We start from the raw sequence: 23,303 nt of genomic DNA, 5'->3' as shown, positions 1-23,303 counted from the left end.
CGTCAGAGGTGCACCGGCTGCTTCGGCGAGAGAGCAGGCGACATGACCTTCAACGTCGCCGAGGCGGAACTCGGGGCGAACCACGCATCGCCTGCATAGCTCACGGTGATCGTGTAGGTGCCGGCCGTGGCGAGATCGCGCGCCGGAACCGCGAAGGCGGTGTCACCGCGGCCCAGCAGGTCGATGAGGGGAGCCGTCGTCGAGTAGACCGTCGCACCTGCGCTGTTCTTCACCGCGATGGTCGCTGCGCCGCCCGGCGCGTGGCCCGCGAGCGACTGCTTCGGCGCGATCGTCGCGACGACCGCCTGCGGCAGCGACAGGAGCTGTTCGAGCCCCGAGCGGGTCGACGTCGTCACGACGCTCGTGGAGGTAGCGACGGGAGCGTGGTAAGTGATCGCCACGCCGAGGCTCTTCTGCAGGTCGGTCAACTCGTTCGTCTTCGAGGTGAGGCCGTCGGCGTAGAAGTCGGCGTCGCCGTCGTCCTGAAGCATCCGGATCGACGAGCCGTCGCTCAGCGAGGCGGGCACGGACACGATCGTCTCCCAGGCACCGGTACCGTCGGCCGGCAGTGTCGGCAGCACGGTCGGAGACTTGACGGGGGCGTGGCCGGCCACCCCGTCCCACGTGTACAGCGCGAACTCGGTGTTCGACCCGTCGGCCGTACCGGCGGCGATCAGGAACGTGCCGTTGCCGTTCGAACGGATGTCACGGATGCCGAGACCGCCCAGGTCGAAGAAGATCGGCTTGCCGAAGGTCGCCTTGGTCGCCTTCCCGAGCGCGAGCTGAGCGTAGTTCGTCACCGGGACGAGCATGGCCTTGCCCGGCTCGGCCGAGGGCTCGAGCGGCGCACGGAACGCGAGGTAGGCGGTGGCACTGTTCGGGCCGGCGAACTCGACGCCCTCGACGTTGAGCGCCGACGAGTCATGCCCGCTCTCCCCCGAGGCGGTGCCCGCGGCGAAGCCGAGCGCACCCTTGCCGAGTCCCGAGCCGTTCGCCTGATCCCATGCGACGAGGTCGGCCTGCAGCCCGGTGTACGCACCGAGATAGGTCAGCTGCGTCGAGGCGCCGGTGCCCGTGACGCGCGTGGCGAAGACGGTGCTCCGCTCAGGCGCGAGCGTTCCGTCGTCCTTGTTGCTCATCGACCCTTCCCAGTAGATGACGTCGCCCTCGCGCGCCGCCGACTCGAGGTCGACCTCGCTCGTGCCGAACGGCAGCTGGCTCGTGAAGTCGAATGACTTCACCGCGGGGCCGTCGCTGTTCAGGTTGTACAGCCGAAGCACGTTGCTCTCGTCATCGGCGACGACCGCGTAGCCGTCGCCCACGTCGATCGCACCCGAGGCGTTCGCGGCGCCGCTGTAGTAGTGCAGCTGAGACGCGTCGGGCCCGAGCTGGCCGGTCAGGTTCGCCGAGACGCCGTACTCGAGCCCGAAGCTCGTCTTGCCGCCGTTGGGGTCCGTCGCCGTGATCGTGATCACCGTGCGGCCGACCGTGCCGGCGGGCGTGACACTGAGCGTGCGGCTCGCGCCGGTCCCGGAGATCGCGATGCCGGCGTCTGCGGCGATCGCCTGGTCCCCGCTCGTCGCAGTGACGGTGAGATCGGATGCCTGGAAGTCGGGGTCACCGACCGAGAACGGGAACGTCGCGTTGTCGGTCTGGCCGAGCGCAGCGGGCAGTGCCGACTGGGTCGCCGAGATCGCGGGCGCGACGCCAGGGGCCGCGCCGCCGCCGCTTCCGATCACAGTGCCCGGCGCGAAGGCGACACCGCGGAAGGCCTCGTTCGCGCTTGCGGGCACGGCGGCGATCTGCTTCGCCGTTCCGTCCATCTGGTTGAAGCCCGAGTCATCGGTGATCGTGTAGAGCGCGCCCTGCGTGCCGTTGCCATCGGCACCCGAGGCCGACACGAACAGGGTCACGACGCCGTTGTCATCGTTCGCGGTGAGACCTTCGACGAAGTCGGGCACGAGCACTTCGCCCTTCTGGGTCCAGGTGCCGTCTGCGCCCTTGATGTATTTGACGATGGCGCCCGCCGTCGGGTCCGCCTCGTACAGGGTATCGGGGGTCGTTCCGGTGCCGAGGGTCAGCAACGCGTAGCCGTACGGGTCGCCGGGCACCGGGGTGCCCGAGTTGAAGGGGAGGTTCTCGACGTCCTGCGTTCCAGACGTGGGCAGCCCCGAGCCGACCGTGGCGATCGTGAGGCTCGCCTTCGTCGGGTCGGCCGAGGTGTACAACTGCCCGTCGACGACCGAGACCGAGCGCACGTTCTTATAGGTCGACGAGCTCAGCTGCGTCGACGTGCTCGCGCCGAGCGGTGCGTAGCGCACGCCGCCGGCAGCACCGCCGACCCAGACCTCCTGGCCGTCCTCGCTCGTCGCCGAGCGGGGGTTGTTGCCGTCGGCCCAGTCCGTGAGCGCCGTCGTGGTGTCCGCCTGGCCGTCTGCGCCGACGATGCCCACGGTGCGCGGCGTCGTCGCGGCCGCGGTGCCTGAGATCTTCTTCGTGCCGACCGGTGCGTCGTAGCCGGGCACGACGAGGTGCTGGCCGTCGCCGGAGAGCGTCAGCAGTCCCTCCGAGGTCGCCGAGCCGCTCGCGGTCAGGGCATGCTCGGTCCCGGCATCCGTCGTCGGCATCGGAATCGACTGCACGAGCGTGCCGGTCGGCGAGTACTCATCGAGGTAGACGGGCGACGTCGTGCCGCTGAGGGAAGTCGACCCGTCGCCGACCCGGTAGACGACCACGTCACCGGGGGTGAACGCGGTCGCCGCGTGCGCCGGCGCCGCCGCCGTTGCCGTCAGCGCGGCCGCGGCGAGCGCACCGAGCGCCAGGCCGACGACGCCGGTGCGCCGCAGGCCGCGTCGGTGACGCCGCACACCGTGCGCAGGAGTATCGGGGGTCGTCACGCTGTCGGCAGCCATCGCCAGATCCTTCGCTCAACAGGCCGTCGGGCACGGCCGAACGAGACGCTATTGGGCCAAGCGTCCGCGAAGGTGAACGAATGCCTACGCGCCGGTGAACCGGCGCGCGCTCAGTGGCCGCCGACGGTGACCGATGCCTCGCCGAGCGGGGCGTCCGAGCCCATCTCAGCGGCGATGCGGTTGGCCTCGGCGATGAGAGTCTCGACGATCTCGGACTCGGGCACCGTCTTGACGACCTCGCCCTTGACGAAGATCTGACCCTTGCCGTTGCCGGACGCGACGCCCAGATCGGCCTCGCGGGCCTCGCCCGGGCCGTTCACGACGCAGCCCATGACGGCGACGCGCAGGGGCACGGTCACGTTCTTGAGACCCTCGGTCACGTTGTCCGCGAGCGAGTAGACGTCGACCTGGGCGCGGCCGCACGACGGGCACGAGACGATCTCGAGCTTGCGCTCGCGCAGGTTCAGCGAGCGCAGGATCTGCAGGCCCACCTTCACCTCTTCGACCGGCGGCGCGGAGAGCGAGACGCGGATCGTGTCGCCGATGCCCTCGGACAGGAGGATGCCGAAGGCGGTCGCCGACTTGATCGTGCCCTGGAACGCGGGGCCGGCCTCCGTCACGCCGAGGTGCAGCGGCCAGTCGCCGCGCTCGGCGAGCAGGCGGTAAGCCTTCACCATCACGACCGGGTCGTTGTGCTTGACCGAGATCTTGAAGTCGTGGAAGTCGTGCTCTTCGAAGAGCGATGCTTCCCACACCGCCGACTCGACGAGCGCTTCAGGCGTCGCCTTGCCGTACTTCTGCAGAATGCTCGGCTCGAGCGAGCCGGCGTTCACGCCGATGCGCAGTGAGACGCCCGCGGCGGCCGCGCGACGCGCAATCTCACTGACCTGGTCGTCGAATTTGCGGATGTTGCCAGGGTTCACGCGCACGGCGGCGCAGCCCGCGTCGATGGCGGCGAAGACGTAGTTCGGCTGGAAGTGGATGTCGGCGATCACCGGGATCTGACTCTTCTTCGCGATGATCGGCAGCGCCTCTGCGTCATCGCGGCTCGGCACCGCGACGCGCACGATGTCGCACCCGGACGCCGTGAGCTCGGCAATCTGCTGGAGCGTCGCGTTGATGTTGGTCGTGGGCGTCGTGGTCATCGACTGCACGCTGACGGGTGCGTCACCGCCCACGAGCACCTTGCCGACTTTGATCTGACGGGACTTGCGACGAGGGGCGAGGACTTCGGGCGCCGCGGGCATGCCCAGATTGATTGCTGCCACGGGTGCAAGTCTAAGTAGCGCGGTGCACGAACGCTGGGTATGCGCTCGGCTCGAACGGGCGCGTGCGCTACACCAGCGGGACGGCGCCACAGGCACAGGTGGCACGGAGGCCCGTACCTGTAGCGCGGCCGCGTTCAGCCCGCGGAAATGGGCTTCACGAGGTCGGCGTAGGCGAGCAGCAGCTCCATGGCGATGAGCACGGAGACGACGCCGAAGGTGAGCGGCATGAGCCGCGCCATGTCGACGTGCTTGGGGCTGCGGCCGCGTCGGAACACGGCGAACCACCAGCGCTTGCCCTGTTCCCAGAGTGCGCCGAGGATGTGGCCGCCGTCGAGCGGCAGCAGCGGCACCATGTTGAAGACGAACAGCGAGATGTTGAGCGCCGCGATGATGGAGAGCAGCCACTCGAGACGCGCGACGAACGGCGTCGACGTGTTGCTCGCGACGTCGCCCGCGAGGCGCCCGACGCCGATCAGGCCGACGGGCCCGTTGGCGTCGCGCTGCTGCGATCCGAACGCCGCGTTCCACACCTGCACCATGCGGTTGGGGAGGTTGAGGAACACGCCGGTGGTCGCCGCGAGCTGCGTGCCGACGGCGCCCGGCACCGACCCGATCGGCTGACGCACGTAGCCGTCTGCGAACGAGAAGCCGACGACGCCGGCCTCGACGACCTTCTGGTGCCCTGCGGCGTCGTAGACGACCTTGCTCGACTTCACGGGCGTCATCGCCAGCGTCACATCGTGGCCGTCGCGCTCGACGACGACCGAGATCTTGCGACCGGCGGCGGCGCCGATGAGATCGGATGCCTTCTGGAAGTCGTCGCCGACGCGGTGGCCGTCGATGCTGATGATGTGGTCACCTGCCCGGAGGCCGGCGAGGGCTGCGGGCGCCACCGGGTCGGCGGAGCTGCAGCTGGTCGAGGTGCTGGTCGCGGGCTTGAGGCACTGCGAGACCGCGTCCACGACGGGGATGCTCGAGGGCACACCCACGCCGACCGTGATGATGCCGATCACGACGATCGCGATCACGAGGTTCGCGAACGGCCCGGCGAACATGATGATCATGCGCTTCCAGGGTGCTGCGGCGTAGAACGCCCGATGCTCCTCCCCCGGCTGAACCGTCTCGGCGCTCGACTGACGCGCGCTGTCGATCAGCTCGGCGAGCCGGCCGCGCCGCGCCGGCTTGCCGTCGGCTCGCGGGGGGAACATGCCGGTCATCGCGATGTAGCCGCCGATGGGCAGCGACTTGATGCCGTACTCGGTCTCGCCCTTCTTGCGGCTCCACAGCGTGTTGCCGAAGCCGATCATGTACTGCGTCACCTTGACGCCGAAGGCCTTGGCCGCGGTGAGGTGGCCGAGCTCGTGCAAGCCGATCGAGACGCCGATTCCCACAAGGATCACGGCGATGCCGAACAAGAACAGCAGCACGGACTCCACCAGAGCAACGTAGATGGGGAGCCTTTGAAGATGCCGCAAGACGGCTATGTCTGGTACCCGGACAGCGGCATACGCATCCGTCGCTCACTTAGGCTTGCCTGCGTGACGAACACCGCCGCCGATCGCCCGAGTAAGAAGGAGCGGCAGAACGCCGCTCGCGAAAAAGCCCGCGTCATGCGGGAAGAGGCCAAGAAGAAGGCCCGCCGCCGCCGTATGTTCACGCAGGGCGGAATCGGCCTCGGCATCGTCGTCATCCTCGCCGTCGTCGCGATCGTGATCGTGCAAGTGGCGCGCCCGACCTCAACGGCGGGGCCGAAGAACATGCTCAGTGACGGCATCCTGCTGACCAGCACGACGCAGTACGTGGCGACCGGCGGCGTGCCGAACGGCGGCAAGCCGACGCCCACGAAGCAGTCCGACGACGGCAAGGCGCACATCACGCTCTACGAAGATCTGCAGTGCCCGATCTGCAATGAGTTCGAGACGGCCAACGACGCGCAGATCGCACAGTGGCTGAACGCGGGCACGGCGACGGTCGAGATCCACCCGATCTCGTTCCTCGACTCGTCCTCGCTCGGCAACCGGTACTCGAGTCGTGCCGCGAGCGCCATCGCCTGCGTCGCCGAGTACAGCCCCCAGGACTTCTGGGCCGTGAACCAGGCCTTCTACAAGAACCAGCCGGCGGAGAACACCAACGGCAAGACCGATGCGCAGATCATCAGCACCATCAAGCAGGGCGGAGTGAGCAGCTCGACGATCAGCTCGTGCGTCAAACAGGAGCGGTTCAAGGGCTGGGTGCAGCAGTCGACCAGCCGGGCGATGAGCGGCAAGACGCCGGTTCCGAACTCGAGCATCGCCAAGGTGACCGGAACGCCCACGATCATCGTCAACGGCCAGCAGTACAACGCAGACGGCAGCCAGAGCCTCACCGACCCGTCGGCATTCCTGTCGTTCGTGCAGTCGACGGTGAAGGGCTGGACGCCGGGCAGCTCGAGCAGCACGCCGAGCCCGACCGCGACACCCGCGGGCTGATCGTCCGCCGCTTTCGCATGGCACCGCGCCGGGCGGGCCGCAAGGCCTGGCCCGGCGCGGGCGCGTCGGACTAGCCTCTTCGGGTGGCCGGCGAGACACAACTCGTGGTCGGCGCGGGCGCGGTGGGGCGCCGCGTCGCCGAACGCCTTGTCGAGCGCGGCGACCACGTGCGACTCGCCACCCGCAGCGGCGCCGAACTGCCGGGTGCACACCCTGTCACCGCCGACGCGGCCGACGCGGCGGAACTCACCGCGGCCGTCGACGGCGCGCAGACGATCTTCATCTGCACAGGGCCGCGTTCGTACACGACCGAGGAGTGGGAGCGAGCGTGGCCACCCGTGTTCCGCGCCGCGATCGCGGCCGCGCGCGACACGCGTGCCCGGCTCGTGGTCACCGGCAATCTGTACCCGTACGGGCCCCTGGGCGGGCCGATGACGGAGGAGTCGCCTGAGCACCCGGCGACCGGGAAGGGCCGGGTGCGGCACGAAGGCTGGGCGGCGCTCAAGGCGGCGACGGATGCCGGCGAGCTGCGGGCCGCCGAGGTGAGGGCCTCCGACTTCTTCGGACCGGGTGTCGCCATCGAGTCACACCTCGGCGAGCGATTCTTCGTGCCCGTGCTCAAGTCGCGCACGGCGTACATCGTCGGCGATCCGGCCGTCCCCCACAGCTGGAGCTATGTGGACGACATCGCGGCCACCCTCATCGCAGCAGCCGACTGGCAGGGACCATGGGGCCACGTGTGGCACGTGCCTTCCGGCCGACCGCACTCGCGGGACGAGATCGCCGCGACGCTCAACGAGTGGTTCGGCTCGCACGGGCGCACCCGCACCATGCCGCAATGGGCGCTCCAGGCCGCCGGACTCGTACGGCCGCAGTTCCGGGGCATCGCGGAGGAGAGCTGGCAGTTCAGGCATCCGTTCATCGTCGACGCGAGCGAGACGGAGCGGATGCTGGGCGTGCACGCCACCGACTGGGGCGACGCTCTGCGCACGACCGCCGAGAGCTACCTGCGCTGATGCCCGTCAGCGCGGAGCTGCGGCGATGAGCTGGTCCGCGGTGGCGCGCGCCCAGCGCTCGGCCTCCGCGAGGGACTCGCGAGTGAGCGCACCGTCGGGCTCGTGTGCGTCGACGACCCGCTGCACGACGTCGACGATGTCGAGGAATCCGATCAGCCGGTCGTGGAACGCGTACACCGCCTGCTCGTTCGCCGCGTTGAACACCGCCGGATAGGTGCCTCCGGCCTCACCGACGCGCTTCGCGAGCCCGACGGCGGGGAAGGCGGCGTCGTCGAGCGGCTCGAACGTCCACGCGTGAGACCGCGTCCAGTCGATCGGCGCGCCGACACCCGCGACGCGACGCGGCCAGTCGAGGCCGAGCGAGATCGGAAGCCGCATGTCGGGCGGGCTCGCCTGCGCGATCGTCGAGCCGTCGACGAACTCGACCATCGAGTGGACGACGGACTGGGGGTGCACCGTCACCTCGATCGCCTCGAACGGGATGTCGAAGAGCAGATGCGCCTCGATGACCTCGAGCCCCTTGTTGACGAGCGTCGCCGAGTTGGTCGTGACCATGAGGCCCATGTCCCACGTGGGGTGCGCGAGCGCCTCGGCCGGCGCGACATTCGCGAGCGAGGCACGGCTGCGCCCTCGGAACGGACCGCCCGAGGCCGTGACGACGAGACGCCTGACCTCCTGGTGCGTGCCACTGCGGAGCGCCTGAGCGAGCGCGGAATGCTCCGAGTCGACGGGCACCAGCTGCCCGGCGCGCGCACGCCCCGTGACGAGCTCGCCGCCGACGATCAGGCTCTCCTTGTTCGCGAGCGCGAGCGTGCGGCCGGCTTCGAGTGCGGCGAGGGTCGGGCCGAGCCCGACGGAGCCGGTGATGCCGTTGAGCACGACGTCGGCCTCGACCTCGCGCACGAGTGCCTCGGCTTCGTCTGCGCCCAGAGCGGTGTGGCTGACGGAGAACTCGGCCGCCTGCGCGGCGAGCCCCACAGCATCGGTGCCCGCGGCGAGCCCCACCACCTCGAATCGCTCACGGTTCGCCCGCACGACGTCGAGCGCCTGCGTGCCGATCGACCCGGTGGACCCCAGAATGACAACGCGCCGCACGGTCCCCACGGTATCGCTCAACCGCGATCCGTTCAGCTTGCGGGCGTGGCTGCCGTGTAGAGGATGTCGATGACGAAGACGAGGGTGGAGGTCTTCGTGATCGTGGTCTGGCCGGTCGGCGGGTTGCTGCCGTAGCCGTCGGCCGGCGGAATGACGACCTCGACCTGCGAGCCGACCTTCTGGCCGACCAGCGCGTCACCGAAGCCCTTCACAACGCTGGTCGTCGCGAACGAACTCGGCGTCGAGGGGAATGTGCCCCCGTGGGACGAACCCCACGACTGGTCGAAGATCTTCCCGCTCTTCCACTCGGTGCCCTGGTACTGCACCGTGACCGTGTCGCCCGACTTGACGGTCGCGCCGGTGCCCTTCTTCAGCACCTCGATCTTCGTGGAGGTCGGCGGCGTCGCGGACTTGTCGATCGTGACCGTCGGCTGACCGTTCTTCGCGAGCTTCACGGCGGGGAAGCCGGACTGCGCGGGCTGCGCAGCTCCGTCGGCCTTCTGCGGCACGACGTCGAGGATGTCACCGGCGAAGACGACGGTGTCGGCCGCCTTCACGCTGCCGTCGGTGAAGTTCTGGCTGACGTTCAATGCGCTGCCGAACGCGACGGACGCAGGAGCCGCGTAGACGACGCGGCTGCCGACCGGCTCGCAGCCGAACGCGTGGGTGAGGCCGGGGACCTTGGTCGCGTCGCCGAGCTGGATCTGCAGCTCGCCCTTCTGCGAACCCCAGCCGTACGGCGCGGAGATCGACTTGCCCGTCGTGGCGTCGTACGCCGTGAAACCGATCACGATCATCGAGCCCGACTTCGGCGCGCTGCCCGCGCCCTTGGTGATGACGGTGCGCTGCTCGCCCTTCGCGGCGAGCCCCTTGGGCACGGTGACAGTGGGCACCGCCCCCTCAGCGCCGGAGATCTTCACGCCGTTCGAGGCGGTGCCCGACGTGATCGAGCAGCCGAGGTCGATGGCCGCTGCTGCCGCAGACGAGCTGGCCTTCGGCGTGGGGCTGCTGCTGCTGGCCTTCGAGCTGCCGCCGCCCGCGCAGGCGGACAGGAGCAGCGCGGTAGCAGCCGCGAGGAGGACGGCGGAGGCAGTACGGCGCACGGGAGAACTTCCGATCGGTCGGTGGGCTTCCCACCAGTGTGCCTGACGTTTCTTTCTAGTTACTCAGGATGCCGGCCCTACGCGGCGGTCGGGGCGCTCCGGCGGCACTCGCCACATAGGGTGGGGCGCGTGTCTGCCACTCGCCGAGACCAGCGACTGCTGTGGGCGGCCCGCGGCGCCGCCGGACTGGTCGTCCTCGTCATCGTCGCGGTGCTCGCGACCCTCACGGTCGGCACCGTGAGCGCGACGAAGACGGATGCCGCGGCCCCAGCCACCACGCCGAACGCGCACACACAGCTGCCCGCCTTCGACGCGGGCGAGATCATCAGCGACGATGCCTTCTTCGACCCGAACGCGATGACCGAGTCCGGAATCCAGTCGTGGCTGCTCGCAATGCCGTGCGCGCCGACGGACCTCTCGCCGTGCCTCGCCTTCTTCCATCAGAAGACGGTGACACGCCCAGCCAACGGCAACTGCCTCGCGTATCGCGGGGCCGCGGACGAGACCGCCGCCGCCATCGTCTACAAGGTAGCCAGGGCCTGCGGAATCAGCCCACGGGTGCTGCTCGTGCTCGTCCAGAAAGAACAGTCGCTCGTCACACGCCCAAGCGCATACGGCTACCAACGCGCTACCGGGTATGCATGCCCGGACACCGCGGAGTGCAATGCCAAATACTTCGGATTCTTCAATCAGCTGTACTCGGCGGCCTGGCAGTTCCGCGAATACCCGAAGGCCGGGGATAACTGGCACATCAAGCTGGGGGTCGCGAAAGTGCAGTACTCGCCCGATGCCTCCTGTGGAGCATCCGTCATTCGAATCGCGAATCAAGCGACCGCCGACCTGTACCTGTACACGCCGTACCAACCGGACGCGTACACGCGCGCCCACCCGTCCGGCCCGGCTGGGAAGTGCTCGGCGTACGGGAATCTCAACTTCTTCCGGCTCTACAACGCCTGGTTCGGCGACTCGCGTGCACAGTCCTTCCCGGAGTGGTGGGGGCCGTGTCTCGACTACGTCGGCGGCCTCGCATGCACCAAGCGGAATTGACCGGCTCCAGGCACTGATCGGCTCTCCCCCACGCGGCGAGACCCTCCACGGCCATGCCCGGCGGGGAATACTTGTGCGATTACCCTGGGCGGGATGGCAGCGCAAGCCGACCCGGCGGCACCCGCGGACGATCGCGAGACCGCGCAGGGCGGCGACGGCCCCGACGACGAGGCAGCTGTTGACGATTACGTGGCCAGGGGCAGCCACACGCTCTACAACATCGCTCGATACACCGTCGCACCGCTTGCACGCCTTATTTACCGGCCCCGAGTGATCGGTCGCAAGAACGTACCGAAGACCGGGCCCGTGATCATCGCCAGCAATCACCTCTCGTTCATCGACTCGGTGGCGATTCCCATGTGCGCACCGCGGCGAGTGCGTTTCCTCGCCAAGTCCGTGTACTTCGAGGGCACGGGTTTTCGCGGATGGCTGCAGCGGGTCTTCTTCACCGCCGTCGGAGCGATCCCGGTCGTGCGCGGCGCGGGTTCCGCGGCGCAGATCGCCCTCGACCAATCCAAACGGATCATCGAGGCGGGCAATGCGTTCGCGATCTACCCGGAGGGAACGCGGTCGCTCGACGGGCGACTGTACAAGGGTCGAACCGGCGCCGCATGGCTGGCTCTCGCGACCGGCGCGCCCGTCGTGCCGGTCGGTCTCAAGCGCACCGACGAGTTCCTGCCCGTCGGGGCCAAGCGGCCCCGGTTTCTGCGCATCACGGTCGAGTTCGGCGAGCCGATCGATCTCTCGCACCTCGGCGCCGCGGAGTCGGGAAAGGCGCGCCGGCTCGCCACGGACGAGATCATGAGGGCCATCCAGGCCCTGTCCGGTCAGGAGTTCGCCGGCAGCTACAACGAGGCGCCCCCGGCGAACACGGTCGAGCGGGTCCGTCGAATGCTGCACGCTGAGCGCCGGTAGCGGCCCGCTCGGTCGGTGGCACCCGAACGAGTGCCACAGCCCCGATACACTGCCGGAATGAGCGACACGGCGAGCGAGCAGACGCGAACCCCCGCCCACGGCCTTTCCGGCCTGACACAGGCTGCGAGCCGCGCTTCCGGCACCGCTCGCCTCGCCGACTCTGCCGAGCTGGCCGTGGTCGTGCGGGGCGATTTCATCGAGTCCCGCCACGCGGGCAGCGCCGTGGTGCTCGGCCAGGACGCCGTGGTGCTGCGCAGCGTCGGTGCGCCCGATGCGCCGGTGTTCGCACGGTCGTCGCTCAAGCCGCTGCAGGCGCTCGCAATGCTCTCTGTCGGTGTCGAGCTGGACGGCCCGGAGCTCGCCGTCGCAACGGCGAGTCACTCCGGCACCCCCGCTCACGTCGCAGCCGTGCGGCAGATCCTCGCCCGCGGCGCCCTTCCTGAATCGGTGCTGCAGTGCCCAGCCACGCTTCCCGCCGACGGAGAGGCTCGGGCGGGGGTGCGCAGCTCGGGCGGCGGCGCCGCTCCGATCTACCACGAATGCTCGGGGAAGCACGCCGCGATGGCGCTCGCCTGCGCAGTCAACGGCTGGGACGTCGACGACTATCTGAGCCCCGAGCACCCCGTGCAGAAGGCCGTCGTCGACACCGTGGAGCGTCTCACCGGCGAGAAGGTCGCCGCCGCGGCGGTGGACGGATGCGGGGCGCCGACCTTCGCGGTCTCGCTCACCGGCCTCGCGCGCGGCATCCAGCGCATCGCCACGGCGCAGGCCACCTCGCCGTTCCCGCTCTACAAGAAGGCGGCCTCGATCACGCAGGCCGTGCGTGACTTCCCCTGGGCCATTCACGGGCAGGGGCGCAGCGACAGCATTCTCACCGATCGGCTCGGGGTCTTCGCCAAGCGCGGTGCCGAGGGCTTGATGGTCGTCGCCGCACCCGACGGCACCACAGTCGCGCTGAAAGTGCTCGACGGCGCCCACCGGCCCGCGACGGTCGTCGCTCTCACCCTGCTCGTCAAGGCGTCCGCGTTGAGCGCCGCCGCCGTCGCGGCAGTGCTCCCCGAGGTCGTCGCGCCGGTCACGGGTGGGGGCCGCGTCGTCGGCGAAATCAGGCCGGTCGTCTGACTTCACGACGCGGCCACGCGCTCGCGCAGTGCGCTCGGGACGCTCGGGACGCTCACGCGGCCTCGAGCCGGCAGCGTCGCGTGCGGCCGTCGGCCAGCACCACCCAACCGGTTCCCCCACCGGGAGCAAGCGGCGGCGGCAGCGTGCGCGAGCGGGTGAGCGCGCGGACATCGGCCGCGTCGCAGCCGATGAACACGACCGGATGGCGTGCCTTGAGCGTGACGAACAGTGCCCAGTGCGCGAGCCACGCGTCGGGATCACCGACGACGAGCAGCCCGGTCTGCCGCCGTGTATCAGCGAGAAGGGCGTCGATGGCCGTAGGCGCGAAGGCGGTCGCGGATCCGAGTTCGATGATGGCCTCGCGTGGCAGCCCGGCGGCTTGCGCCCGCGCGATGACCCGGGCAGGGGCGCGGCTCACGAGGACACCGATCTCGCCACGGGACGGCACGGATCGTACGGCCGTGACAGGCTCGCCGGCCGTGCGTACCGGGCGCCCGTCCACCGTCTCGAGGCGCGGGGCCGGAGCGAGGAACTGCACCCTGCGATGACGCCACACGCCGGCCCCTGCGGGAAGCCCGTCGTCCCACAGCTCGGGAGGGGCGCCCGCCAGAACGTGCTCCTGTCGAGTCGCCTGCCGTAGCAGCACCGTCTCGTGCGCGAGCCCGAACACGTCGCGCAGCGGACCCGTTGCCCGCTGCGCGGCGACGACGGTGTGCACGCCGACCGCCGGTCCGTCGCGCAGCACCCTCGCGAGCCGCTCACACCATGCGACGGCGTAGTCGTCGCCGAGCCGTGCGCAGAGGGCATCCGCATCGTCGATCGCGAGCAGCAGGCTCGGTGGCCCGCTCGCGGGCTCCTCGCAGCGCTCAAGCGCTGCCTCCACGGCGTCCCACGCGAGTTCACGGTCTGCGCTCACGAAGATCACCTCCGCGCTGGAGGCCGCCGCGAGTGTATGGAGCGCGCTCGTCTTACCGCTGCGGGCGACGCCGAGTACCACGAGCGGAGCCTCCTCAGTCGTGAACCGCACCAGGGCACGGCGCTGCTCGTCAGGGAGGTCGGCCACGCCGACGACCTCGGGCCCGGCGGACGCCGGCAGCTCGGCGCGGGTCAGCACAGGGGGCAGCGGGTCCAGCCAGGGTCGGCGGGGCGATGGCGCGGGTGGCGTGCGTGCGGCCAACTCAGTGAGATCGGCACCGGTCGTGCGGGCGACGTGAAGCTCTGACGCGACGCCGTTCGCAGCGAGGATGCATCGCCCGGGAGTCGCTGCTGACAGCCGGGCGGCCGCGTCGGTCTCGACGACCCAGCGGCTATCGGCTTCCGACTGCACCCGCAGGCTGAGCCGCAGCGGGCAGTTCGCGACCAGAGCGTCGCGCATGACCCCCGCCGGGCGCTGTGTCGCGAGGATCAGGTGGACGCCGAGCGCGCGCCCGCGGGCCGCGATGTCGGTGAACAGCCCGCCGAAGTCGGGAAAGGCCTCGAGCATGGCGGCGAACTCGTCGACCACGATGACGAGGCGCGGAAGCCCCGACTCGAGGTCGGCGATGTCGCGCACGCCACGGCGGGCGAGCTCGGCCTCGCGCCTGCGCAGCTCGGCCGACAGGCTGCTCAACGCGCGTGCCGCCTCGCCGTGGTGAAGGTCGGTGATGACGCCCACGACGTGCGGCAGCACGGCGAGCGGCTGAAACGCGGTGCCGCCCTTGAAATCGACGAGGAGCACGACGACGCGCTCACTCGACCGGCACGAGACCATGCTCGCGACCCACGTGACGAGCAGCTCGCTCTTCCCACTGCCGGTCATTCCCGCGACGATCGCGTGCGGGCCGTCTGCGACGAGGTCGACCTGGGCGATTCCGCGGGAGGTGCGACCGAGGGAGGCGTTCAACCCCGTACCGCCGCCCGGTGGCAGGTCGCAGAAGGCCACCTCGGCGGGTGGCGAACCGGCGCCCGCGCCGAGTCCGAGGGTGGTCGCACGCGTGGCGAGGGATGCAGCGAACGACTCGGCATCGGCCCGGGAGACGAGCTCAGGGAGCACGCCGCCGTCGAGCAGCTCCGGCGGGCTAGGCCGCGCGACGCTCCCGACGTCGGCGCGCCCGCGCCTGCCGTAGAGCTCGGCGACCGCGGCCGTCGGGGACGCGACCGTGACCACCGCGTCGTAGCCGGGCGGTACTGCGCGCGGGTCCGAGAACACCGCCACGCGCACGCGCGCCGCCCCAGGACTTCCGGTGGCATGCGGCAGGCGATCGAGCCAGTCCCACTCGCCGCCCGCCCGGCCCTGGGCGTCGACGACCTCAGGCGATTCGAGCCGGGCGGGCGGCAGCGCGGCGCAGACCTGGACGATGACCCCACGCGCATAGGCCCGCGCGAGAAGTGGCTGCCCGCACACCGCGACCCCGCTACCCGCGTCGGCCAGCACCGGTGCACCTGCAAGGCGCCCAGCGCTGCGCTGCACCGCGGCCTCCGCGGGGTCGATCGCCTCGCCGCCGACCGTGACGGCGCTCACGACGGTTCCGAGACCGAGGCTCACGACCAGTTCGTCGCCCTTCCACAGCCCGGAGCCGTCGGCCAGTGCGAGCGCCGCGGCGGCACCCGGAGCGCGGTGCAGCAGCGCGCGGCGCTCGACCTCGTGGGCACGAGCGATCTCTTCCTCGATGCGCTCGATCTGGGCGGCTCGCTCAGCAAGCCGCTCACGCCGCTCACGACGGCCGCCGCGGTGCCCTTCGAACATCGAGACGGCGGCGCCGACCGGGCCGAGTGCGGCGAACACCAGCGCGTACGGGGAGCGCGTCATCAGCCACAGCACGCCCGCCATCACGACCGGCATCGCGAATGCGGCCCATGAGACGCGCGGAGCGCGTGGAATCGGCGGCCGCGGCGGCAGGCTGAGTGGACTCACTCGAACAGGATCGCCCGGTCGAGGAATCCGTCATGGCGCTGCGACCGCAGGATGTGCACAACTCGCGGCCTCGCGCGATTGTGCTGGGGAAGAGCTACCCGATGAGGAGGTGCTGGTCGCCGATCTCGACACGCGAGCCTCGCGCGAGCCGATAGCGGCGCCCCGGCTCGCACTCGCGACGCTGACCATCGGGGGCGACGATGGCGCTTCCGTTGGACGAGAAGCGGTCGAGCACCCAGAGCTCGCCGCCCTCTACTCCGAACTCGAGGTGTGTCTTCGACACAGAACGCGTCGGGTCCGAGATCGGCACGAGCTGGTCGAAGCTCTCACCCGCCGCGGCCACCGGCTTGCGCCCGACGAGCCCGCTGCCTGCGACGACTACGCGCTCGCCGGTCGACGCGGCGAACACCCACGTCGGGACGGGCTCCGACAGATCACCCTGGTCGGGCAGGGCCGACTGGTCAATGAGCGGCGGCGCAGGCGGCGGCGTCTGGCGCACGGCGAGCTTCTGGCGTGCGGCCGTCTCGCTCAGCGTCCGCAGGACGGAGCCGGTGACGACCCTCGTGTCCGTCGGGCGCCGGTCGTCGATCGGCTGCCTGAGGTAGGGCGTCGCCTCGACGGCGCTGCCGCACTCGCCGCAGAAGATGGCCCCGTCGAACAGCTCGTTCCCGCACACCCGGCACTTCATCGCTCGTCCCCTCCTGGCCCTCACGATAACCCGCGCGGGGCCGAGCAAGGCTCAGGTCACGCCGTGACGGGGCCGGTGCGTGCCCGGCGACCCGCACCCCCACTTCGGGGTCTCCCCGCGGCCAGCTCGGGCGTTCCGAGCACGTCGAGGACGATCACGCTGATGTTGTCGCGGCCGCCGTTGCCCAGCGCCGCGTCCATCAGGCGAGTCGCCGCGTCTGCGGCTGAGCTGCTGATCGTGAGGAAGTGACGGATGCCGTGCTCCGTCAGTTCCTTGGTGAGACCGTCTGAGCACACCAGCAACCGTGACCCCGCGACGATGGGCACGAGCCAGTAGTCGGGCACCGGGTCCTCGTTGAAGCCGACCGCGCGGGTGATCACGTTCGCATGGGGGTGCGTCTCGGCCTCGGCCGGGGTGATCAGTCCACGGTCGAGCAGCTGCTGAACCACGCTGTGGTCGACCGTGAGTTGCTCGAGCCGCTCGCCCTGCAGCTCGTACACCCGTGAGTCGCCGATGTTGAACACGAGCCAGTACGGGTCGCCGTCTCGCAATGTCAAGGCGACGCCGGTCACCGTGGTGCCGGTGCCGAGCTCGGTGACGCCGACCCCGCGTGCGATGTCGTCGACGGCCGCTCTGAGCGCGTCGCTGATCTCGCCCGGATCGACGAATTGCGGGCCGAGCTGCTCGGCGAGCCGGGTGATGACCGCGGTGCTGGCGAAGTCCCCCGCCTCATGACCGCCCATGCCGTCGGCGACCGCGAAGATCGGCGCCCGAGCCAGCAGGCTGTCCTCGTTGACGGCACGGCGATGACCCCGATCGCTCGCCGCGCACCACGACAGCGTCACGCGCGCGCCATCGCGCTCGGGCACAGCGATGTCGTGCCGTCGGCTACTGCGACCGATCTGAGTCACAGAGATCTCCCGGGGATGGAGTCGTTCGGTGGTCGGAGACAGCCTAGTCAGTCAATGTCATCTGCGAGGAGACCCTCCAGATACTCGACGGTTTCCGGCCACCCCGTCACCGCCTGAGTGCGCACGCCGGTGCGCACGACGGGATAGTCGTTGCCTGCCGGGTCGAGCCGATCACCCACGAAGATCATGTCGGCGATGGAAATGCCGCTCACGCCCGCGAGCCTCTCGAGCGCATAGCCCTTGTCGACGCCCGCGCGCGTGATGTCGATCGACGTCGAGCCGCCCGAGCGCACCGACAGGCCGGGCAGGAGCAGCTGCACCGCGGCCGCCAACCGGTTCTTCTTCTCACCAGTCGGGTCCCACGCCTTCTTCGCCGCGACCGGAGCCTGCTGGCCGAGAGCGGAGAAGGTGATCTGCGAGCCCCGGTCCTCGAGGATCGGCCCCCAGGTCTCCGCTTCCCAGTAACCGAATTCGCGAGCGGTGTGCTCAAGGGCGGCGAGCGCCGCCGATTTCTCATCTTCACTGAGGCCGTCTTCGTACCGCAGCACCCAGTCGCCGTCGTCGAAACGCCAGTACTGGGTCCCGGTCACCGGCATGAGGTGCAGGCGCGACAGCCCCTCCGGAGTGGCCGCCGTGAGCCGCCCGATCACCTGCGTACGGAACTGCCCGATCTGGCCGCCCGAGACGACAGCGACCGCGACGCGCTCGAGCAGACGTGCGAGCACCGCGGCGACCGGGTCGGGAAGCGGTGCCTTCGACGGAGCCAGCGTGTCGTCGAGGTCGAACGCGATCAACTGCGCGCCGATGGCCATGCGGGTCCTCCTGGGCTGAGCGGGTCGAGTCGATGCTACTGAAACCGACGAGGTCGAGCCGTCATCTGCCGTTCGGACGCAGGAACGCCCAGTTGGGAAGCATCCCGCGCCCCAATGCCAGCTCGATCAGCTCGGCGAGGCCGTAGCCGGGATCGAGTTCGCGAGCGCGGGTGACGACGCGCGATGCGAGCGAACTGCGGCCCTGCGACCAGTGCAGCCACGCGAGCACCGTCAGGGCGATGTGCGCGATGTCTTCCGGCACGAGGGCTGCGAGCCGGGACATCAGGCCGATGGCGCGGGCGATGCGCTCGCGATCGGGCGGCTGCGCGCCGCCCAGGCCCATGAGATCCAACGCGATGGTGTCGTCGCCGGGGCCGACCTCGCCCGCGTCGATGCGCACGATCTCATCGACCAGCTCGTCACCTCGGGCCGCACCCCAGGCCCAAGTGAAAAGCACGACGTCGCGGGCTCCGAAGTCGAGAAGCGCATGCATCACGGCAGCCAGCTCGTCACTGCCGGCCGTCTCGGGGTCGGCGGCGAGCGCGGCCTCGGCCGCGGCGACCGGGGCCGTGCTCGGCCCCTGACGCAGCATCCGATCGAGCGCCTCCTCGAATGCGCGTCGGGCGAGAGCACCTGCCATCGGCAGCGCGGCGAGCTCGCCGACACTCGCCGCCACCGGCCCACACGCCTCCGCGCCCGGAACCGTCTCCTCGAGCTCGTCGAGGCGGTGCGCCACGCCCGCGTCGGCACCGTCGTACGCGCCCCAGGCGTCGCCTGCGACGCAGAGCGCGTCGTACACATTGAATCCCGCGGCGACAAGCCGCGCGACGAGGGGCCGTACCAGCTCGGCACGTGGAACGTCATCGCCGCTCTCGAACCCCTCGTCGACGTAGATCGCCAGCACCATGCTGCGCACGCTCGGCACCTTGCGCAGCATGGTGGTGAGGGACGCGACGAAGCGCTGCTCATCTGCACGGCACCCCGTCTGCGGCAGATCGACCCGCATCGTCGACACGGCGCTGTCCTCATGCACGTTGACCAGCACGAGGCTGCCTCGCGGCCGGTAGCCCAGCAGGCGCGGGACCATCGAGAGCACGTCTCGTGGCGTACGGAGGCGGATGAGCGTGTCGTCTGAGGGTGCGAGTGAAGTCATGCGAACGAGCCTGGGGGACGCATCCCCCGCCCGGTCCGCGTACCGGCCCGGATGGTGCACAACTGGTCGCAATCGCGGACTGTGCTGGGCGAGACCGGCCCAGCCCGTGCCCGGCGTCACACCTCGTCGACCGCCGCGCCCGCGAACTGCGACTGATACAGGCGGTGGTAGGCGCCACCGGCCTCGAGCAGAGAGTCGTGCGTGCCCTGCTCGACGATGTCGCCGTGCTCCATCACGAGGATCAGGTCCGCGTCGCGGATCGTTGAGAGACGATGCGCGATCACGAACGAGGTGCGCCCGGCGCGCAGAGCGTTCATGGCCTGCTGCACGAGTACCTCCGTGCGTGTGTCGACCGAGCTCGTCGCCTCGTCGAGGATCAGCACCGACGGGCGCGAGAGGAACGCGCGTGCGATGGTGAGAAGCTGCTTCTCCCCCGCCGACACATTGGCGCCCTCGTCTTCGAGCACCGTGTCGTAGCCGTCCGGCAGCGAGTGCACGAACCTGTCGACGTACGCGGCGCGAGCGGCGCCGAGAATGTCGTCGGGTGAGGCATCCGGCCGCCCGTACGCGATGTTGTCGCGAATCGTGCCCGCGAACAGCCACGTGTCTTGCAGGACCATGCCCATCACATCGCGCAGCTCCTGCCGCCTCAGGCGCCGCGTGTCGATGCCGTCGAGCGTGATGCGCCCCGAGTCCGGGTCGTAGAACCGCATCATGAGGTTCACGAGCGTCGTCTTCCCCGCACCGGTCGGTCCGACGATCGCCACCGTCTGACCAGGCTCGGCCACGAGGTTGAGCGCCCTGATGAGCGGTCGATCGGGCGTGTACGCGAACGCGACGTCCTCGAAGGCGATCCGGCCCGTGACACCGGGCAGCGACACAGCGTCCACGTCGTCGGGCTCCTGCTCGTCAGCGTCGAGCAGCTCGAACACCCGCTCGGCGCTCGCGACGCCCGACTGGAGGAGGTTCGCCATCGAGCCGAGCTGGGTGAGCGGCTGCGTGAACTGGCGCGAGTACTGGATGAATGCCTGTACGCTGCCGAGCGACAGCGAGCCGGTGGTGATCATCAGGCCGCCGACGACGGCGATCACCGCATAGATGAGGTTCCCGACGAACATCATCGCGGGCATGATGATGCCGCTGATGAACTGCGCGCCGAAGCTCGCGTCGTACAGCTCGTCGTTCTTCGCCGTGAAGCGCGCCTCGACCTCGCGGTGGCGGCCGAACACCTTCACCAGCGAGTGGCCCGTGAACGCCTCCTCGATCTGCGCATTGAGCTGGCCCGTGTGCCGCCACTGCGCGACGAAGCGCGCCTGAGACCGTTTCGCGATCTGCTGCGTCACGACGAGCGTGAGCGGGATCGTCACGAGAGCGCTGAGCGCGAGCAGCCAGGAAGTCCAGAACATCATCACGAGGACGCCGACGACGGTGAGCAGTGACTGCAGCAGCTGACTCATCGTCTGCTGCAGGCTCTGCTGCACGTTGTCGATGTCATTCGTGACGCGCGAGAGCAGCTCACCGCGCGGCATCCGATCGAAATACGCCAGCGGCAACCGATGGATCTTCTCCTCGACGTCCCGCCGCAACGCGAACGTCGTCCGCGCCACCACGCCGTTCATCACCCAGCCCTGCACCCAGCCGAAGACCGCCGCGGCCACGTACAGCAGCAGCACCCACATCAACAGGTGCGCGAGCGCGGTGAAGTCGATCCCCTGACCGGGAGTGAAGCGGGCCGTGCGAAGCACGTCGGCGAGCTGACCCTGGCCCTGATGGCGGAGGCCGGCGATCACCTCGGCCCGCGTCGTGCCCGCAGGCACGTGGGCGAACTGCCGCCCGATGAAGCCCGCGAACACGATGTTGGTCGCGTCGCCGAGCAGCTTCGGGCCGATGACGGTGAGCAGAACGGATGCTGCGCCGAGAGCAGTCACGAGCACGATCGCGATGCGCTCGCCACGCAGGCGGCCGAGCAGCCGTCGGGCGCTCGGACCGAAGTTCGACGCCTTCTCGGCCGGCGCCCCCATGCCCATCGGGCCGCCGCCCATCGGGCCGCGGCGCGCGGGCGGCCGCATGGGGCCGGCTGCCTGCGCCTGCGGCGCGGCTCCTGCCCCTGCTGAGGCGCCCTCCGCGCCGGCGCGCGGTGACGGGCTCTGCTCGCTCATCTCGCCTCCTGCACGGCCAGCTGCGACTCCACGATCTCGGCGTAGGTCGCGTTGCCTTCCCGCAGCTCCTCGTGGGTGCCGATGCCGACCACGCGCCCGTCTTCAAGAACCACGATGCGGTCGGCGTCGACGATGGTCGACACACGCTGCGCCACGATGACGAAGCTCGCGGTTCCCTCCTCCCGCCGCAACGCAGCGCGGAGCCGAGCATCCGTCGCCAGGTCGAGCGCCGAGAACGAATCGTCGAACACATAGATCTCGGGCCGCTTCACCAGTGCCCGTGCGATCGCGAGCCGCTGCCGCTGGCCGCCCGACACGCTGGTGCCTCCCTGCGCGATCACGGCGTCGAGGCCCCCGTCCATCTCTCGGACGAAGTCGGCGGCCTGCGCGATCTCGAGGGCGCGCCAGAGCTCCTCCTCGGTCGCATCGGGCTTGCCGTACCGAAGGTTCGTCGCGACCGTGCCCGAGAAGAGGTAGGGCTTCTGCGGCACCAGGCCGATGCGGCTCCAGAGCAGCTCCGGGTCGAGCGTCGCCACGTCGACGCCGTCCACATAGACCGCGCCTGCGGTCGCATCGAAGAGCCGCGGCAGCAGGTTCACGAGCGTCGTCTTCCCCGCACCGGTCGACCCGATGATCGCCACCGTCTCACCGCGCCCGACGCGAAACGAGACATCCGTCAATACGGGCTGCTCCGCTCCCGGGTAATGGAAGCCGACACCGGCGAGCTCGATCGTGCCGCTTTCCTCGAGGTGCTCGACCGGCGCCCTCGGCGTCGAGATGCTCGGATCGGTGTCGAGCACCTCGCTGATACGGGTCGCGCTGACAGCGGCGCGCGGCACCATGACCGCCATGAAGGTGGCCATCATGACCGCCATCAGAATCTGCACGAGATACGACAGGAAGGCGGTGAGCGCGCCGATCGGCATGCCGTCCTGCACGCGGAACGCGCCGAACCAGATCACCGCGACACTGGCGAGGTTGAGGATCAGCATGACGATCGGGAACATCGTCGTCATCCACCGGCCGGCATTGAGTCCGGCCTCCATGACATCGGCGTTGACCTTCTCGAACCGGTCGGTCTCGATGTCCTCACGAACGAAGGCGCGCACGACGCGGATGCCGGTGAGCTGCTCGCGCAGCACCCGGTTGACCGCATCGATGCGACCCTGCATCTTCCGGAACCAGGGCACCATGCGGCTCACCACCGCACTCACGCAGATGAGCAGCACCGGCACGGCGACCGCGATGATCCACGACAGCCGGCCGTCCTGCTGGATCGCGAGGATCACACCGCCCACCGCCGTGATCGGCGCGGACACCATCATCGTGCAGCTCATCAGCACGAGCATCTGCACCTGCTGCACGTCGTTCGTCGAGCGCGTGATCAGGCTGGGCGCGCCGAACAGCTGCACCTCGCGCTCGCTGAACTCACCGACCTTCGTGAAGACCGCGAGCCGCACATCGCGCCCGAGGCCCATCGCCGCGCGAGCGCCGAAATACACCGCGGTGATCGAGCACGCGACCTGCGCGAGCGTGACGAGCAGCATCCACCCACCGATGCGCACGATGTAGCCCGTGTCGCCCTTCGCGACACCGTTGTTGATGATGTCGGCGTTGAGGGTGGGCAGATACAGCGCTGCGAGCGACTGGGCGAGCTGGAACACCAGCACCCCGACGAGCAGCCTCCAGCGCGGGCCGAGATAGCGGCGCAGAAGAGCGATCAGCATGTCCGGACGTCCGT

The 23,303-nt window shown here is 69.8% G+C and carries 17 protein-coding genes; 5 read left to right on the top strand and 12 right to left on the bottom strand.

Annotated elements, in window-relative coordinates:
- Positions 1–2 precede the first annotated feature (2 nt).
- From ACFOYW_RS06670 to ACFOYW_RS06660, 3 genes are all read right to left on the bottom strand, one after another.
- Positions 3–2,912 carry a DUF3616 domain-containing protein gene (locus ACFOYW_RS06670; RefSeq protein WP_390228024.1) on the bottom strand — a complete coding sequence of 970 codons (2,910 nt, stop codon included), beginning with the start codon at positions 2,910–2,912 and terminating at the stop codon, positions 3–5.
- 110 nt (positions 2,913–3,022) lie between these two features.
- A complete protein-coding gene (gene ispG, locus ACFOYW_RS06665; RefSeq protein ID WP_390228143.1) occupies positions 3,023–4,159 on the bottom strand; it encodes a flavodoxin-dependent (E)-4-hydroxy-3-methylbut-2-enyl-diphosphate synthase in 1,137 nt (378 codons plus the stop codon).
- Positions 4,160–4,314: 155 nt separating this feature from the next.
- The gene (locus ACFOYW_RS06660) at positions 4,315–5,616 is read right to left on the bottom strand and encodes a M50 family metallopeptidase (RefSeq protein ID WP_390228023.1); all 1,302 of its coding nucleotides are present in this window, start codon (positions 5,614–5,616) and stop codon (positions 4,315–4,317) included.
- A gap of 102 nt (positions 5,617–5,718) precedes the next feature.
- On the opposite strand from ACFOYW_RS06660, the gene ACFOYW_RS06655 reads away from it, so the two are divergent.
- Together ACFOYW_RS06655 and ACFOYW_RS06650 are read left to right on the top strand one after the other, a co-directional pair.
- On the top strand, positions 5,719–6,648 hold the full coding sequence (locus ACFOYW_RS06655; RefSeq protein WP_390228022.1) for a DsbA family protein: 930 nt from the start codon (positions 5,719–5,721) through the stop codon (positions 6,646–6,648).
- Between the two features lie 83 nt (positions 6,649–6,731).
- Positions 6,732–7,664, top strand: coding sequence for an NAD-dependent epimerase/dehydratase family protein (locus ACFOYW_RS06650; protein WP_390228020.1), 933 nt, complete (start codon positions 6,732–6,734; stop codon positions 7,662–7,664).
- A gap of 6 nt (positions 7,665–7,670) precedes the next feature.
- Here ACFOYW_RS06650 and ACFOYW_RS06645 read toward each other — a convergent pair whose 3' ends face one another.
- On the bottom strand, positions 7,671–8,759 hold the full coding sequence (locus ACFOYW_RS06645) for a 1-deoxy-D-xylulose-5-phosphate reductoisomerase (protein WP_390228019.1): 1,089 nt from the start codon (positions 8,757–8,759) through the stop codon (positions 7,671–7,673).
- Positions 8,760–8,791: 32 nt separating this feature from the next.
- Complete coding sequence (locus ACFOYW_RS06640) at positions 8,792–9,862, bottom strand: FKBP-type peptidyl-prolyl cis-trans isomerase (RefSeq protein WP_390228018.1); 1,071 nt, start codon at positions 9,860–9,862, stop codon at positions 8,792–8,794.
- 129 nt (positions 9,863–9,991) lie between these two features.
- On the opposite strand from ACFOYW_RS06640, the gene ACFOYW_RS06635 reads away from it, so the two are divergent.
- From ACFOYW_RS06635 to ACFOYW_RS06625, 3 genes are all read left to right on the top strand, one after another.
- Complete coding sequence (locus tag ACFOYW_RS06635) at positions 9,992–10,909, top strand: hypothetical protein (protein WP_390228017.1); 918 nt, start codon at positions 9,992–9,994, stop codon at positions 10,907–10,909.
- A gap of 93 nt (positions 10,910–11,002) precedes the next feature.
- Positions 11,003–11,824, top strand: a complete 822-nt coding sequence (locus ACFOYW_RS06630) for a lysophospholipid acyltransferase family protein (protein WP_390228016.1) — start codon at positions 11,003–11,005, stop codon at positions 11,822–11,824.
- A gap of 57 nt (positions 11,825–11,881) precedes the next feature.
- Positions 11,882–12,946, top strand: a complete 1,065-nt coding sequence (locus ACFOYW_RS06625) for an asparaginase (protein ID WP_390228015.1) — start codon at positions 11,882–11,884, stop codon at positions 12,944–12,946.
- Between the two features lie 52 nt (positions 12,947–12,998).
- On the opposite strand, the gene ACFOYW_RS06620 is transcribed toward ACFOYW_RS06625, so the two are convergent.
- The 7 genes from ACFOYW_RS06620 to ACFOYW_RS06590 form a co-directional block, all read right to left on the bottom strand.
- Positions 12,999–15,839 carry an FtsK/SpoIIIE domain-containing protein gene (locus ACFOYW_RS06620; protein ID WP_390228014.1) on the bottom strand — a complete coding sequence of 947 codons (2,841 nt, stop codon included), beginning with the start codon at positions 15,837–15,839 and terminating at the stop codon, positions 12,999–13,001.
- 94 nt (positions 15,840–15,933) lie between these two features.
- Positions 15,934–16,527: a hypothetical protein gene (locus ACFOYW_RS06615; RefSeq protein WP_390228012.1), complete on the bottom strand. Its 594-nt coding sequence runs from the start codon at positions 16,525–16,527 to the stop codon at positions 15,934–15,936.
- Positions 16,528–16,583: 56 nt separating this feature from the next.
- The gene (locus ACFOYW_RS06610; protein WP_390228010.1) at positions 16,584–17,438 is read right to left on the bottom strand and encodes a PP2C family protein-serine/threonine phosphatase; all 855 of its coding nucleotides are present in this window, start codon (positions 17,436–17,438) and stop codon (positions 16,584–16,586) included.
- Positions 17,439–17,485: 47 nt separating this feature from the next.
- Positions 17,486–18,250 (bottom strand): HAD-IIB family hydrolase, encoded by a 765-nt coding sequence (locus ACFOYW_RS06605; protein ID WP_390228009.1) that lies wholly within the window; start codon positions 18,248–18,250, stop codon positions 17,486–17,488.
- A 61-nt stretch (positions 18,251–18,311) separates the two neighbouring features.
- Entirely contained in the window at positions 18,312–19,403 is a 1,092-nt protein-coding gene (locus tag ACFOYW_RS06600) for a DUF4192 family protein (RefSeq protein WP_390228007.1), read from the bottom strand.
- 116 nt (positions 19,404–19,519) lie between these two features.
- Positions 19,520–21,562 (bottom strand): ABC transporter ATP-binding protein, encoded by a 2,043-nt coding sequence (locus ACFOYW_RS06595; protein WP_390228006.1) that lies wholly within the window; start codon positions 21,560–21,562, stop codon positions 19,520–19,522.
- Positions 21,559–23,289 carry an ABC transporter ATP-binding protein gene (locus tag ACFOYW_RS06590; protein ID WP_390228005.1) on the bottom strand — a complete coding sequence of 577 codons (1,731 nt, stop codon included), beginning with the start codon at positions 23,287–23,289 and terminating at the stop codon, positions 21,559–21,561. Before ACFOYW_RS06590 ends, ACFOYW_RS06595 begins: the two co-directional genes overlap by 4 nt.
- Between the last annotated feature and the right edge of the window lie 14 nt (positions 23,290–23,303).

The sequence above is a fragment of the Gryllotalpicola reticulitermitis genome (assembly GCF_042651345.1).
In the GTDB taxonomy this organism is placed as follows: domain Bacteria; phylum Actinomycetota; class Actinomycetes; order Actinomycetales; family Microbacteriaceae; genus Gryllotalpicola; species Gryllotalpicola reticulitermitis.
This window is presented reverse-complemented; position numbering and strand designations above follow the sequence as displayed.